Origin of the sequence: Prescottella subtropica, from assembly GCF_005434945.1 — a bacterium.
In the GTDB taxonomy this organism is placed as follows: Bacteria; Actinomycetota; Actinomycetes; order Mycobacteriales; family Mycobacteriaceae; genus Prescottella; species Prescottella subtropica.
On record NZ_SKCH01000001.1, the window covers coordinates 120,955 to 134,130 of the forward strand.

Sequence of the window (13,176 nt, forward strand, 5' to 3'; positions counted from 1 at the left end):
AAAGGCAGTACATGGGTGGGTTATCGGTACTTCCGCAACTCCTGTCGCGCCACACTGCGGATGTGGACCTCGTCGGGGCCGTCGGCGATGCCGAGGATGCGGGCGCTGGCCCACATGCGGGCGATGGGGTAGTCGTCGGTGACGCCGCCGCCGCCGTGGCATTGGATGGCCCGGTTGAGGACGGAGCGGGCGACGCGGGGGCCGATGACCTTGACGGCGGCGATCTCGATCTGTGCGCCCTTCGCGCCGACCTTGTCGATCATCCACGCGGTTTTGAGGACGAGGAGTCGGGCCTGTTCGATCTCCATGCGGGACTCGGCGATCCAGGTGCGGATCACGCCCTGGTCGGAGAGCGGTCCGTCGAAGGCGTTGCGGCTCATGACGCGTCGTACCATCAGTTCGAGGCCACGTTCGGCCATGCCGATGCAGCGCATCGCGTGGTGGATGCGGCCGGGGCCGAGGCGGGCCTGCGCGATCGCGAAGCCGTCGCCCTCGCCGGCGAGCATGTTGGTGACCGGAACCCGGACGTCGGTGTACTGGATCTCGGCGTGCCCCTGCTGGTCGTGGTAGCCGAAGATCGGTAGCGAGCGGACGATGTCGACGCCGGGGGTGTCGACGGGGACGAGGATCATCGACTGCTGGCGGTAGGGCGCGGCATCGGGGTCGGTCTTGCCCATGACGACGAGGATTTCGCAGCGCGGGTCGGCGGCGCCGGTGGTCCACCATTTGCGGCCGTTGATGACGTACTCGTCGCCGTCTCGGACGATGGAGGTGGAGATGTTGCGGGCGTCGGACGATGCGACATCGGGTTCGGTCATGGAGAAGCCGGAGCGGATCTTTCCGTCCAGCAACGGGTCGAGCCAGCGCTGTTTCTGGCCGTCGGTGCCGAACATGTGCAGGATCTCCATGTTCCCGGTGGACGGCGCCGAACAGTTGAGGGCCTCCGGCGCGATGTACGGCGACCGTCCGGTGACCTCCGCGATGTGCGCGTAGTCGAGGTGGGTGAGCCCGGACAGGGCGGGCAGGAACAGATTCCACATGCCCTGCCGGCGGGCTTCGGCCTTGAGATCTTCGACGACGGGCGGCAGCACGTGGCTGTGCGGACCGGACGCCTCGAGTTGCTGCGCGTACACCGGTTCGGCCGGGTACACGTGCTCGTCCATGAACGCCTCGAGGCGTTCGATGATGTCCCGGGCTTCCGGGCTGGGTGCCAGATCCATCACTGGTTCCTTCCGCTGGTGAGAATGACCTTGCCGCGGGCCTTGCGGTTCATCACCACGTCCAGGGCTGCCGACGCCTCCGTGAGGGGGTAGGTGCCGTCGACGTGCGGGTGCAGCGCGCCGCGGTCGTACCAGTCGAACAGGCTGCGCATGTTCTCCGCGTTGCGGTCCGGGTGGCGCCGCGCCCACGCCCCCCACAGCACACCGTGGACGGAGCCTTCGGTGACGAGCAGTCGGTTCAGTCCCACTTTCGGGATGTCCCCGGACGCGTAGCCGACGGTGAGATACCGTCCACCCCACCTCAATGCACGCACCGCGGTCTGCGCGTGGTCGCCGCCGACGGGGTCGTACACGACGTCGACACCGCCGGGCGCCAGTTCCGCCAGACGGGTCCGCAGATCCTCGGCGGTGTAGTCGATCACCTCGTCGGCGCCGTGTTCGCGGCACAGTGTCAGCTTGTCGGTGCTCGATGCGGCCGCGATCACCCTCGCCCCCAGTGCTTTTCCGATCTCGACGGCCGTGAGGCCGACCCCGCCGGACGCACCGAGCACCAGCAGGGTCTCCCCCGCCGCCAGGCCGGCCCGGTCGACGAGACCGTGGTACGACGTGCCGTAGGTGACGGCGAAGCCGGCGGCGTCGACGTACGACATGGAGTCGGGGATGGGGAACACCATCGTCGCGGGGACGGCCACGAGTTCGGCGTAGCCGCCCATGCCGCAGAATGCGAGGACCCGTGCCCCGGACTCGATTCCGGTGACGTTCGCCCCGACCGCACGGACCACACCGGCGGCCTCGGATCCGGGTACGAACGGCAGGGCCGGTTTGGTCTGGTAGTTGCCGGACACGATGAGTCCGTCGGGGAAGTTCACCCCGGACGCACACACCTCGACGAGCACGTCGTCGACACCTACCTCCGGGTCGTCCATCTCGGTGTACCGCAGCACCTCCGGGGTACCGAGCACCTCGCACAGTTGGGCCTTCACGCGCCGGCTCCCGTCACGAACGTCGCCCACGCCTTGACCGCGAGTCCCCCGGTTTGCCGGGCACAGTCGAGTTCGAGGTCGACCTTGGCGGTGCCGTCGGCGTCCCGGTACTCGCGCAGGATCGTCGCCGAGCAGGTGAGCACGTCGTCGGGCCACACCTGTTCGAGGAACCGGACCCGGAACGACCGGATATTCTCGGCCCCGAGCCAGTCGGTGGCGTAGGCGGCGAGCAGACCGGCCTGGTACATGCCCACCGAGAACGGGCTCCGGTAGCCGGCGGCCTCCGCGAACGTCTGGTCGTGGTGGATCGGGTTCATGTCTCCCGACGCCCCCTGATAGCGGACGAAGTCGGTGCGGGTGACGGGTCCGACAGTCCGGGGCGCGGGTACCTGCAGCATCACGGTCATGCCTCCTCCGTTGCGGGACGGGCGGTTTCGACGCCGGTCATGGTGGCGCGGGCCACCAGGGTGCCGGTGTCGTCCACGAAATCGGTGACCATGACCGCGAACGTCATCTCGCCGCCGCGGCGTCCCTGCTTGGTGTAGACGTCGGCGATGCGGGACGTGCACCGCAGCCGGGTGCCGGCCTTCGGCGGCGGGCCGAAGAACTCGTACTGCTGCTCGGCGTGCAGGCCTCGCTTCTGGTCGAGTTCGACGGCCTTCCACGGGTTTCCCTCGGGCGGCTGCCAGTGCAGGGTGGTAGTGAGGAATGTCGGCGGGGACACCGCATCCTCCCGCTCGAGGTAGTCGGGGTTGGACGATCCGGTGGCCCTTGCGAACTCACGGATCTTGCCGCGCTCGACATCGAGATCGAAGGGGATACCCTCGACTCCGACGGCGTCTGCGTTTGCCATGGTTGCTCCTGCTCGTGATCCGGTGCGGCTCAGACGAGTCCGCTCATCTCGTGGACGAGTTCGTCGACGGTCCAGCGGGCGCCCTTGTCGATGGTCTTGCCGTACTGCCAGCCGAGGAACTGGCGGATCTCGCCGCCCTTGGCGTAGAACACCGATCCGTTGGCCGGGCACGCCTCGGTGAGCAGGTAGGCGACGACCGGGGATACGTTGCCGGGGTGGTAGACGTCGAACGTGTCCGGGTCGGCCGGCTTCGCGACCATCTCCTTGATGCCGGGCACGTTCTCGGTCATCCGGGTGCGGGCGACCGGAGTGATGGCGTTGGCCCGCACCCCGTACCGGTCGAGTTCCTGCGCGAGAATGACGGTGAGCGAAGCGATTCCGGCCTTGGCGGCACCGTAGTTGCTCTGCCCGACGGCACCGAGGAGCCCGGACGTGCTGGACACGTTCACGATCGACGCCTTCACCGTGTCACCTGCCTTGGAGCGGTCCCGCCAGTGCGCACCGAACACCCGGCACGGGGCGAACGTGCCGCGCAGCTGTCCGGTGATGACGTCGTCCCACTCGTCCTCGCTCATGTTGACGAACATGCGGTCCCGCAGGACGCCGGCGTTGTTGACGAGTCCGTCGACGCGACCGAACGTGTCGAGGGCGAGGTCCAGCAGTTCCTGGGCTCCGGCGATCGTGGTGACGTCGGCGCTGCTGGCAACGGCCTGCCCTCCGGCGGCGGTGATCTCGGCGGCGACCGCGGCGGCCAGGGACGGGTCGGTGCCGGCACCGTCCGGGCCTGCACCGTTGTCGTCGACGACGACCTTCGCGCCCTCGGCGGCGGCGAGCAGCGTGTGTTCGCGTCCGATGCCGCGGCCCGCTCCGGTCACGACGATCACGCGATCCTGCAACTGGTTCATGACTGTGTCTCCTTGCTGCCCAAAGGGGATGGTGGCGGGTACTAGCGCGGTCCGGTCAGGCGGTTCAGGGCCGTCTCGGCCTCCGCGACGATGCGGTCGATCAGTTCGGCGCAACTGGGGACGTCGTCGATGAGGCCGACGACCTGCCCGGTGGCCATGACGCCGACGTCCGCGTTGCCGTCGACGAGGGCGGAGCGGTACAGCATGGGGGCGTTGGCGGCCATGACCACCTGTCGCCAGCCGAGGTCGTGGCTCTTCTTCATCTCCAGGCCCTCGCGGATCATGTCCTTCCACGGGGTGCCCGAGAGGCGCTGGAACGCGACGGCGTTCCGGACCGCGCGCAGCATGCGCTGCGGTCCACGGGTGGATTCGAGCTGGTCGATGGTGCCGGCGCGCAGTACCCGCTGCGGGACGCCGTCGATCTCGAGGGTGACGACGGTGTCGTTCACCGACTTCGACAGGTACACGTCCTTGACCTGCTGCGCGACCGGGGAGTCGCTGGTGAGCATGAAGCGGGTGCCCATCGCGATGCCGTCGGCGCCGTACGCGAGCGCGGAGACCAGGCCGCGGCCGTCGAAGTAGCCGCCGGCGGCGATCACCGGGATGTCGACGGCGTCGACGACCTGCGGCAGCAGCAGGCTGGTGGGGACGGCGCCGGTGTGGCCGCCGCCCTCCCCGCCCTGCACGACGACCGCGTCGACACCCCATTCGGCGACCTTCTCGGCGTGCCGGCGGGCCCCGATCGACGGCACCACCACCAGTCCGGCGTCCTTGAGTTTCGCGATCAGATCCCGTTTGGGGGCCAGTGCGAACGACGCCACCTTCACCCCGGACCGGATCATCAGGTCGAGCCGCCGGTCGACGTCCTCCTGGTTGGCACGCACGTTCACCCCGAACGGGGCATCGGTGCGGTCCTTGACGTAGTCGATCGCCTGCTCGAGTTCCTCGTAGGTGAGCATGCCGCCCGCGATGATGCCGAGCCCGCCGGCCGCCGCGGTGGCGGCGGTGAGCTTCGCATCGGAGACGTAGCCCATGCCGGTCTGCACGATCGGGTAGCGCACCCCGAACAGGTCACACAGCCGGGTGTGCAGTGCCGGATGCGTCACCCGGTCGTCTGTCACGGCCGTCATCCCTGGACCTCCTTGTCCCGCAGGTTCTTCGGATCGATCACGGTGCGGATCAGTTCGAGTTCCTCGGCCGTGGGCATCCGGGTCTCCGGCACGTCGTCGGGGATCACCAACTCGAAGCCGGTGGCCGCGGCGACGTCGTCGACGGTGACACCGGGATGTACCGACACGAGCCGGAGCCGGCCGGTGTCCGTAGTGAAGTCGAGGACCGCGAGATCGGTGACGACCGTGCGCAACTCGTGGTAGCGGGACGCCGCCGGCCCGGCCTTGCGGGCGTTGTCGGTCCCGACCCCGGACACCATGTCGACCTTCGGCACGAACACCCGCGTGCTGTGCCTGGGCACCCAGTAGCTGGTCGGATGGTAGACGGTGTTGCCGGGCGCCCCGCGGACCCCGAGCAACTGCACGGCGGGACGGGCGTGGTCGCCGATCGCGGAGATGTTGCAGTTGCCGTGCGCGTCGAGCTGCGTCGGGATCATCATGATGTGCCGCTTGCCGTTCCACACCAAGGTGAAGATCTGGTTGAACGGCAGCCATGCCTCGACGTCACCCTCGGCGGGACCACCGACCGCCCACGTGCCGCGCACCGCGGTGGCCTCCCCGTCGGAGACGACGAGATCGGGTGAGAAGGTGTGCCGGGCCAGCCGGACCCCGATCGCGGGGATCGTGCCGAACGCGCTGGCGATCACCTCACCGTTGCCGCGGTACGCCTCGGCGCACGCGACGGCGCAGACCTCGGCCCTGGTGGCATCGATGCCGACGGTGCTGGTCATGCCGACACCGCCTCTCGGGTGCCCTGGGTTGCCCGGCGGTAGTCGTCCTCGGTGCCGGACAGGTAGTGGGCCGCGAACTGCTTCCACCGGTCCGGGTCCTTGGCGGCGGCGACGTAGTCGCGTTGGAACGCCTCGTCGCGGTCGTAGTCGGGGACGCACGACGTGAAGTGCGCGCCGAGCGGGGCCTCGACGACACCGCTGACCAGCAGTCGCGGGATGCGCAGCGTCGACGGGTGCGCGTTCGCAGTGAGTTCGGCGGTGGACACGATCTTCTCGCAGGAGACGTACGCGTGGTCCGCGGCGAGGCAGAACAGGTCGTCGAAGTACAGATCCGGTCCGAGATACTGGGCGTTGCCGTGCATGTCGGCCCGGTTCATGTGCACGAGGGCCGCGTCGAGGCGGATCGCCGGCATCGCGACGAGGGTCTCGTCGCCGTACGGGTCGGTGACGGTCCGCAGTCCCGGGTTGACGGTCATCACGTCCGAGCCGAGTCCCGCGCGGGTCGGCAGGTACGGCAGCCGGATCCCGGCGGCGTACAGCCCCCACTGGAACATGCCCTCGTCGTACTCCTCGACCTCGACGGCACCGGACTGCCGGGCGGCCCGGAAGTGTGGGTCGAGGGGGATCGAGTCCAGGGACACGAATCCGAAGATCACCTTGCGGACCTTGCCGGCGGCGCACAGCAGGCCCACGTCGGGTCCGCCGTAGGACACGACCGTCAGGTCCGTCAGGTCCGAGCGCAGGATCTCCCGGACCAACGACATCGGCTTGCGTCGCGATCCCCATCCACCGATCCCGATCGTCATCCCGGACTCGAACCGGGCGATGACGTCGGCTTCCGACATCGTCTTGTCCGACATCGTGCCTCCTGTCGTTCGTCGTGGCGGGCGCTCCGCCCGTATCGCATCAAACATTTGCTACGCACCGCACGGCCGTCACGGCACGTGCGCGCACATCCATTTCCAGCCGCGACCGAGCGCGGATTCCGGACCCTCGTCGTCGATCGCCGGACCCAGTAGTTCCAGGTCGATCGGGCCGCGGTAGCCGGCGTCCCGCACCTCCCGGACCTCCCGGACCAGACGATCCAGCGGGATGTCGCCGTCGCCGGGCACCCAGCGGTTCGGTACCGACGTGGCCGACGTGCGGTGGTCACCGATCTGCACGACGCGGATCGCGCCGAGGTTGTCGGCGATCGTGGTCATCAGCCCGCGCTCCTGCCATGCCGAGTACAGATCGACCATGAGTCCGACGCCGAGCCGCCGGGCCAACTCCGCAGTGTCGGCGACACTGTGCGTGAAGCTGATCGCGGACCGGATCGACATGGTGTTCTCGAGCGCGAGTCCGATCCCCCGCGCCGCCGCGTACGAGACGAGCGGCGCGAACCGGTCGGCCGCCGCGTCCGCGGCTTCCTCCCACGACAGTGCGCCCGATCCACCGGACGTGAACGTCACAGTGGGAGCGTCGATCTCGGCCGCGGCATCGATCGATCGGGTGAGCACGGACAGGGTCCGATCCCACCCGTGATCGTCGCCGTGCGCGGCGTGGCAGCCGCCCGCGACGAACACCGGGCGCAGCCCGCTCTCCCGGATCTCCGCGATCGCGTCGTCCCATCCCTGCCGCTCCATCGTGGCCGCCAGGATCCCGAAACGCGCGCACCCGATACGGGTGAGCATGTCCAGGGAGTCGGCCACCGGCCAGGACGCGGTGGCCGCGAGGCACACACTCAGGTCGGTGTCGGACGAAACATCTGTGGTCGAACTAGGCACGAATTCTCCTGTCGCAGTGCAGGTGACGATCGCTCTCTCGGCTCGCCATCGCAATGTAGCAAATGTTTGGTGCGCCGTATAGGCTTCCGGTCAGACCGGCGTTTCATGCAGGTATCCAGCGACATGGAGGTAACCGATGGAGTGGTCCGAACGCCACACGCTGATCCTCGAGCAGGCCGCGGCACTCTTCGCGACCAAGGGCATCGCGGGAACGAAAGTGCGGGACATCGCCGACGGCGTCGGCATCCTGTCGGGCAGTCTCTACCACTACTTTCCGTCGAAGGACGCGATGGCGGACCTGATCGTCACCGGTTACCTCGACGACCTCACCCGCGAGTACGAGAGCGTCCTCGACACCGTCGACGATCCGCGCGGACGGCTCGACGAGCTGGTCAAGGCGTCGTTCCGGGTCAGCCGGGCGCATCCGCACGCGTCGGAGATCTACCAGAACAACGGCACGTATCTGCGTACGCTGCCGTCCGCGTCGAAGATCCGTACGGCCGCCCGCACCACCAAGTCGGTGTGGACGACGGTCATCGAGAAGGGCATGGCGGACGGCGAGTTCCGGTCGGATCTGCCCGCGGATCTGCTGTACGGCCTCATCCGTGACGCCGTCTGGCTGTCGCTGCGCTGGTTCACCCCCACCCGGGACTTCGGTATCGACCAACTCGCCGAGTCGGTGGTGTCGGTGTTCCTGGACGGAGTTCGGGCACGCCCCTGACGAGAAAGGCATCCCATGAGCAGTCTCCTCGACACCGGTATCCGCGACGATGCCGTCACCGCCTGGTTCGCGACGCACGTCGGCGGCGCCGCCGGGCCGCTACGGTTCGAGCGCATCGCCGGCGGGCGCTCCAATCTGACCTATCTGGTCACCGGCGACGACGACACCCGCTGGGTGCTGCGCCGGCCCCCGCTCGGCATGGCACACGCGCGGGCCCACAATGTGCTCCGCGAGGCGGACGTACTCGATCGGCTGACACCGACGCGTGTTCCGGTCCCCCGGGTCATCGGAACCTGCGACGACGACACCGTCACGGGGGCACCGTTCTTCGTGATGGAGCATCTGGACGGTGTCGTGCTGCGCGACCCCGAGACCGTGGCGGCGACGACGACCCCCGAACAGCGTCCGGCCCTGGCCGCCGCACTGGTGACCGCCCTCACCGACCTGCACGCGGTCGACCCGCGCGAGGTTGGATGGGGCGGTCTGGCAGGCCGCGACGACTACATCGCCCGCCAGCTGCGACGCTGGTCGACGAACTGGGCGCAGGACCGGGTCCGAGTGCTGGGTGACATCGGCCGCACCCACGACCGGCTCGCCGAACGTATCCCCCGGCAGGGCGTCGCCCGGATCGTGCACGGCGACTTCCGGCTCGACAACTGCCTGTTCACCCCCGACGCCACGATTGCCGGCGTCCTGGACTGGGAACTCACCACGGTCGGCGATCCGCTCGCCGACCTCGGTCAACTCCTCGTCTACTGGGCACAGCCCGACGACGACGTCCGCGCCCTCGAGAACCCGCCCACCGTCGCCCCAGGCTTCCCGACACGTGACGATCTGATTGAGCAGTACATCGCTGCAACGCAACCGGATTCGGTCCCGGACATCGACTTCTACATCGCCTACAACTGGTGGAAGATCGCGTGCATCGTCGAGGGCGTCTACACCCGCACCCTGCGCGGCGCGATGGGTGAGTCCGACCGCACCCCCGAATCTTTCGGCGCCCAGGCGCAGCGACTCGCCGCGCAGGCATGGAAGTACGCGCAACGGCTGTGATCCATCGCGAACCCTGCCGGCCTCATACTGTCCGTATGGGGCCGGTAGGTGTTCGTGCACGGTGCTCAGCGCGACAGCAGATCGACCGCTTTCGCCACCACACCCTCCACGCTGATCCCGTAGTGCGCCAACAGATCCGCCGGCACCCCGACCTCGAGATCCTCGTCGGGGAGGGCGACGGAGGCAAATTTCGCGGCGATGCCGTGACGGCCGAGGACCTCGGCCACCGCGGCCCCGAGTCCGCCGATCACACTGTGCTCCTCGACGGTGAGGACCGGGCCGGCCGTGGCGGCGGCCAGGATCGCCGTCTCGTCGAGCGGTTTGAGATAGGCGGCGTCCAGAACACCCGCGTCGATACCGTGCTCCCACAACGCGTCCGCGGCCCCGACGGCGCACCCCACGCCCGTCCCGGTCCCGACGATCGTCAGATCCCGGCCCTCCCGGACGCGAGAGAACCGTCCCCGCTCGAGGGCGGGCGGGGACGCGTACACCGGGGCGGTGGCCTCGCTGACGCGCAGCAGCACCGGCCCCGGCTCGTCGTGGCTCCGCTCGAGCAGCGCGACCGTCGCGGCGTTGTCGGCGGGGGTCATCACCGTCAGATTCGTGATCACCCGCGCGATCGCCAGATCCTCGACGGCGTGATGGCTCGCCCCGAAGTACCCCATCGCCAGCCCGGACAGTCGGGTCACCAGGGTCACGGGCAGCATCGTCGACGCCAGATCGGTGCGAATCTGCTCCGCGCACTTGATCATTCCGAACGGGGCGAACGCGAGAACGTACGGCCGGAACCCGGAGGCCGCCATCCCTGCGGCCACCGAGATCGTGTTGTTCTCGGCGATTCCCATCTCGAAGTACCGCTGTGGATGACGGTCCCGCAGTTCGGTCAGCGCCGAACCGAGATCCGCGGACAGAACGACGACGTCCGGGTGCCGGTCAGCGAGGTCCGCCAGCGCCTTCCCCAGCAGATTGAGCGACGACGCCTGCCCCTCGTCGGAGAACACGTCCTCCATGGCAGCCGAACGGTCGACGGTGGTGCTCATGCGGTGGCCTCCTGCAGGCGGGCGGTGATCTCGGCGACGGCGGCGGCCCGCTGGTCGGGCGTCAGGCACCCCACGTGCCAGGCCCGCGGCGCCGCCTCCATGAGGGAGACACCCTTGCCCTTGACGGTGCGGGCGATGATGCAGACGGGGCGATCCGACTCCGGTGCGGGCAAACCGTCGAACGTGTCGACAATCGCCGCGACGTCGTGGCCGTCGATCTCGATCGTGTGCCAGCCGAACGCCTCGAAGCGCGTGGTGAGCGGTTCGACCCCCATCAGCTCCGACGTCGGCCCGCTGCCGATGTAGCCGTTGGCGTCGATGATCGCCACGAGGCTGCCCACCCGGTAGTGCGATGCTGCCATCGCCGCCTCCCACACCTGCCCCTCGTGGAGTTCGCCGTCGCCGGTGAGGACGAACGTGCGGTGGTCGGAGCCGCGCAACCGGCCCGCCAACGCCATGCCGAGGCCGACGGACAGGTTGTGCCCCAACGATCCCGAGCTGAAGTCGACCCCGGGAGCCTTGCGCATGTCCGGATGGTCGCCGAGCCGGCTGCCGAGGTAGCCGAAGCGGTCGAGTTCGGCGCGAGGGAAGTAGCCGAGATCGGCCAGGATCGGCCACAGCCCGACTGCGGCATGCCCCTTGCCGAGCAGGAACCGGTCCCGCTCCGCCCAGTCCGGCCGCGCCGGATCGATCCGCAACGCCCGGTAGTAGAGGACCGCGAGCAACTCCGCACATGAGAATGTGCTCGAGTAGTGCCCCAGTCCTGCCTTGTCGATCATCTCGATCACCTCGAGGCGCAACCGGTCGGCGCGCACCTGCAGTTCCGCGGTCGACGCCGGTCTGTCGCGTTCGAGCCGCACCTCCTGCGGCCGGGAATCCACGGTCGACATCCGTCCAGTCCTTCCCTCGATCTGTGCAACTCGGCGTCAGAGTACTCCAAGAATCAAACATTTGCTACGGATCTGGCCGATGAAATCTGTTGCCGCACCGAATATCCGAACCGACAGGACAACTCCAGAGACCTCCCACTGAATGGGCAATCACGGTTCATCCCTTCCCCGCCCGCCACCGGCTTGGTACCGTCCCCGAATCGGCCGGACCACCACGGCGCACAACCGGACCGCCGAGTCCAACAATGCTGACGCTCATACACTTTCGCCACTCCCTCCCGAGGCCACCGAATCGCCTCCACGCAGATGGGAACTCCCCGACATGGCTGGTTTCATTCCACCGACGTCCAGTCGGACATCCTCGGACACCGAGAACCGCTCCAAGGGGCAGTCGATCCTCATCATCGTGCTGATCGCACTGATGACCGAGATCGTGGCCTTCGAGTTCACTCTCGTCAGCCCCGGCCTCACCGACATGGCCGTCGACTTCCGAACCACCAACATCACCCTGGTGATGACGATCCCGCTCCTCGTGGGCGGTGTCGTCGTCCCCATCATCGGCAAACTCGCCGACGTCTACGGCAAGAAGAAGATCCTGCTCGCCGCGGGCGTCACCTTCCTCGTCGGCACGGCACTGTGCGCCACCGTCGCCTCCTACCCACTGTTCCTCGTCGGACGCGGACTCCAGGCGTGCGGCCTCGCGTCGGCCGTCGTCTGCTACGGCCTGATCCGGGACCTGATCCCGGCCCGATGGGTGCCTCTCGGCGTCGGCGGCATCGGGGTCGGCATCGGCGCGTCCGCGCTCATCGGCCCCATCCTCGGCGGCTGGCTCATCGACTCCTTCGGCTTCCGCAGCGCCTTCTGGTTCCTGTTCGCCTACTCCGCGGTCGTCATCGTCGCGATCGCCCTACTCGTCCCCGAAACCACCGTCCGGATCGCGCACCGCGTCGACTACCTCGGTGCCCTCCTGCTCGGGCTCGGCGCCAGCGCACTCATCCTCGGCGCGAACAACGAAGACCTCCGGACCGTCGCGTTCGCCGCCGGCGCTCTCCTGCTCGTCGCCTTCGTCCTCACCGAACGGCGGATCGCGCAGCCGCTGATCTCGATGACCCTGCTCGCCCGGCCCGGCGTGTGGATGACCCTCGCGATCGCCGGAGCGTACGGCATCCTCAACGGCGCCAACGGCGCCCTGCTCCCCCAGATGCTGCGGGCCCCGGCGATCCCCGGCGACCCCGACTCCGGCCTGGGCCTGTCCGCACTCGGATACGCCATGCAGTTCGGACTCCCACAGGGCGTGGCCGCCGCCGTGTGCGGCCTACTCGCCGGCTGGGTCGCACGCCGGTACTCGCCTCGACTGTCGATGCTCGTCGGCATGACCGGCGCGCTCGTCGGATCCCTGCTCGTCGCGTTCGACATCGTCGACGCCACCGGAACCACGATCCTGCTGGGCTTCTTCATGGGCGTTGCGAACGGCTTCTACTACGCGTCGTCCCAGAACCTGCTCATCGAAGCCGTCCCCGCCGACACCCAGGCCGTCACCGGCTCCATGAAGTTCACGTCCGAACAGGTCGCCGGCGCCCTGTCGAGCGCCTTCCTCGGCGTGATCATCGGCAACTACACCCTCATGGTCGATCCGACCACCGGGCAACCGATCCCGTCGATGCAGGGCTACCACTACGCCTACTTCATCTGCGCTGCCGCGGTCGCCGTCGGCATCGCCGTCACCCTGACCATGAAACACGGACGCACCCCCGCCACCGGCGGCCTCGCGTCCGGACAGAAGTTCGACGACGCCTCCCCCGTGCCGGTGTGCTAGGCGGCTGCGCCACCCGTGCGCCTTTTCGG

At 68.5% G+C, this 13,176-nt stretch carries 14 protein-coding genes; 3 read left to right on the plus strand and 11 right to left on the minus strand.

Going from position 1 to position 13,176, the window contains the following annotated elements:
- Window positions 1-20 precede the first annotated feature (20 nt).
- The 9 genes from E0497_RS00495 to E0497_RS00535 all read right to left on the minus strand — a co-directional run bounded on the left by E0497_RS00495 (window position 21) and on the right by E0497_RS00535 (window position 7,627).
- Complete coding sequence (locus E0497_RS00495; RefSeq protein ID WP_137722827.1) at window positions 21-1,220, minus strand: acyl-CoA dehydrogenase family protein; 1,200 nt, start codon at window positions 1,218-1,220, stop codon at window positions 21-23.
- Window positions 1,220-2,203, minus strand: a complete 984-nt coding sequence (locus E0497_RS00500; protein WP_137722828.1) for an NADPH:quinone oxidoreductase family protein — start codon at window positions 2,201-2,203, stop codon at window positions 1,220-1,222. The genes E0497_RS00495 and E0497_RS00500 overlap by 1 nt, the downstream gene beginning before the upstream one ends.
- The gene (locus tag E0497_RS00505) at window positions 2,200-2,610 is read right to left on the minus strand and encodes a MaoC/PaaZ C-terminal domain-containing protein (RefSeq protein WP_137722829.1); all 411 of its coding nucleotides are present in this window, start codon (window positions 2,608-2,610) and stop codon (window positions 2,200-2,202) included. The genes E0497_RS00500 and E0497_RS00505 overlap by 4 nt, the downstream gene beginning before the upstream one ends.
- Window positions 2,607-3,056: an FAS1-like dehydratase domain-containing protein gene (locus tag E0497_RS00510; protein ID WP_137722830.1), complete on the minus strand. Its 450-nt coding sequence runs from the start codon at window positions 3,054-3,056 to the stop codon at window positions 2,607-2,609. Before E0497_RS00510 ends, E0497_RS00505 begins: the two co-directional genes overlap by 4 nt.
- A gap of 29 nt (window positions 3,057-3,085) precedes the next feature.
- Window positions 3,086-3,961: an SDR family oxidoreductase gene (locus E0497_RS00515; protein WP_137722831.1), complete on the minus strand. Its 876-nt coding sequence runs from the start codon at window positions 3,959-3,961 to the stop codon at window positions 3,086-3,088.
- A 41-nt stretch (window positions 3,962-4,002) separates the two neighbouring features.
- Window positions 4,003-5,091 (minus strand): NAD(P)H-dependent flavin oxidoreductase, encoded by a 1,089-nt coding sequence (locus tag E0497_RS00520; RefSeq protein WP_137722832.1) that lies wholly within the window; start codon window positions 5,089-5,091, stop codon window positions 4,003-4,005.
- Window positions 5,088-5,861 (minus strand): CoA-transferase subunit beta, encoded by a 774-nt coding sequence (locus E0497_RS00525; protein WP_137722833.1) that lies wholly within the window; start codon window positions 5,859-5,861, stop codon window positions 5,088-5,090. The genes E0497_RS00520 and E0497_RS00525 overlap by 4 nt, the downstream gene beginning before the upstream one ends.
- Window positions 5,858-6,721, minus strand: a complete 864-nt coding sequence (locus E0497_RS00530) for a CoA transferase subunit A (RefSeq protein ID WP_137722834.1) — start codon at window positions 6,719-6,721, stop codon at window positions 5,858-5,860. The genes E0497_RS00525 and E0497_RS00530 overlap by 4 nt, the downstream gene beginning before the upstream one ends.
- Window positions 6,722-6,796: 75 nt before the next feature.
- Window positions 6,797-7,627, minus strand: a complete 831-nt coding sequence (locus tag E0497_RS00535) for a sugar phosphate isomerase/epimerase family protein (protein ID WP_241665640.1) — start codon at window positions 7,625-7,627, stop codon at window positions 6,797-6,799.
- Window positions 7,628-7,763: 136 nt separating this feature from the next.
- Between E0497_RS00535 and E0497_RS00540 the strand changes: the two genes are divergently transcribed.
- Window positions 7,764-8,348: a TetR/AcrR family transcriptional regulator gene (locus E0497_RS00540; protein ID WP_137722835.1), complete on the plus strand. Its 585-nt coding sequence runs from the start codon at window positions 7,764-7,766 to the stop codon at window positions 8,346-8,348.
- Between the two features lie 15 nt (window positions 8,349-8,363).
- Window positions 8,364-9,401: a phosphotransferase family protein gene (locus E0497_RS00545; RefSeq protein WP_137722836.1), complete on the plus strand. Its 1,038-nt coding sequence runs from the start codon at window positions 8,364-8,366 to the stop codon at window positions 9,399-9,401.
- Between the two features lie 65 nt (window positions 9,402-9,466).
- Here E0497_RS00545 and E0497_RS00550 read toward each other — a convergent pair whose 3' ends face one another.
- Entirely contained in the window at window positions 9,467-10,441 is a 975-nt protein-coding gene (locus E0497_RS00550; protein WP_137722837.1) for a transketolase family protein, read from the minus strand.
- Window positions 10,438-11,331 (minus strand): transketolase, encoded by an 894-nt coding sequence (locus tag E0497_RS00555; protein WP_137722838.1) that lies wholly within the window; start codon window positions 11,329-11,331, stop codon window positions 10,438-10,440. The genes E0497_RS00550 and E0497_RS00555 overlap by 4 nt, the downstream gene beginning before the upstream one ends.
- 322 nt (window positions 11,332-11,653) lie before the next feature.
- On the opposite strand from E0497_RS00555, the gene E0497_RS00560 reads away from it, so the two are divergent.
- Window positions 11,654-13,147, plus strand: a complete 1,494-nt coding sequence (locus E0497_RS00560) for an MFS transporter (protein WP_161987370.1) — start codon at window positions 11,654-11,656, stop codon at window positions 13,145-13,147.
- The last annotated feature ends 29 nt before the right edge of the window (window positions 13,148-13,176 follow it).

What these genes read in the sequence shown, in the direction of transcription:
- E0497_RS00505 (WP_137722829.1), bottom strand. Translation starts at nt 2,610, where the DNA reads ATGACCGTGATGCTGCAGGTACCCGCGCCCCGGACTGTCGGACCCGTC.
- E0497_RS00525 (WP_137722833.1), bottom strand. Translation starts at nt 5,861, where the DNA reads ATGACCAGCACCGTCGGCATCGATGCCACCAGGGCCGAGGTCTGCGCC.
- E0497_RS00530 (WP_137722834.1), bottom strand. Translation starts at nt 6,721, where the DNA reads ATGTCGGACAAGACGATGTCGGAAGCCGACGTCATCGCCCGGTTCGAG.
- E0497_RS00555 (WP_137722838.1), bottom strand. Translation starts at nt 11,331, where the DNA reads ATGTCGACCGTGGATTCCCGGCCGCAGGAGGTGCGGCTCGAACGCGAC.
- E0497_RS00495 (WP_137722827.1), bottom strand. Translation starts at nt 1,220, where the DNA reads ATGGATCTGGCACCCAGCCCGGAAGCCCGGGACATCATCGAACGCCTC.
- E0497_RS00510 (WP_137722830.1), bottom strand. Translation starts at nt 3,056, where the DNA reads ATGGCAAACGCAGACGCCGTCGGAGTCGAGGGTATCCCCTTCGATCTC.
- E0497_RS00550 (WP_137722837.1), bottom strand. Translation starts at nt 10,441, where the DNA reads ATGAGCACCACCGTCGACCGTTCGGCTGCCATGGAGGACGTGTTCTCC.
- E0497_RS00560 (WP_161987370.1), top strand. Translation starts at nt 11,654, where the DNA reads ATGGCTGGTTTCATTCCACCGACGTCCAGTCGGACATCCTCGGACACC.
- E0497_RS00515 (WP_137722831.1), bottom strand. Translation starts at nt 3,961, where the DNA reads ATGAACCAGTTGCAGGATCGCGTGATCGTCGTGACCGGAGCGGGCCGC.
- E0497_RS00545 (WP_137722836.1), top strand. Translation starts at nt 8,364, where the DNA reads ATGAGCAGTCTCCTCGACACCGGTATCCGCGACGATGCCGTCACCGCC.
- E0497_RS00540 (WP_137722835.1), top strand. Translation starts at nt 7,764, where the DNA reads ATGGAGTGGTCCGAACGCCACACGCTGATCCTCGAGCAGGCCGCGGCA.
- E0497_RS00520 (WP_137722832.1), bottom strand. Translation starts at nt 5,091, where the DNA reads ATGACGGCCGTGACAGACGACCGGGTGACGCATCCGGCACTGCACACC.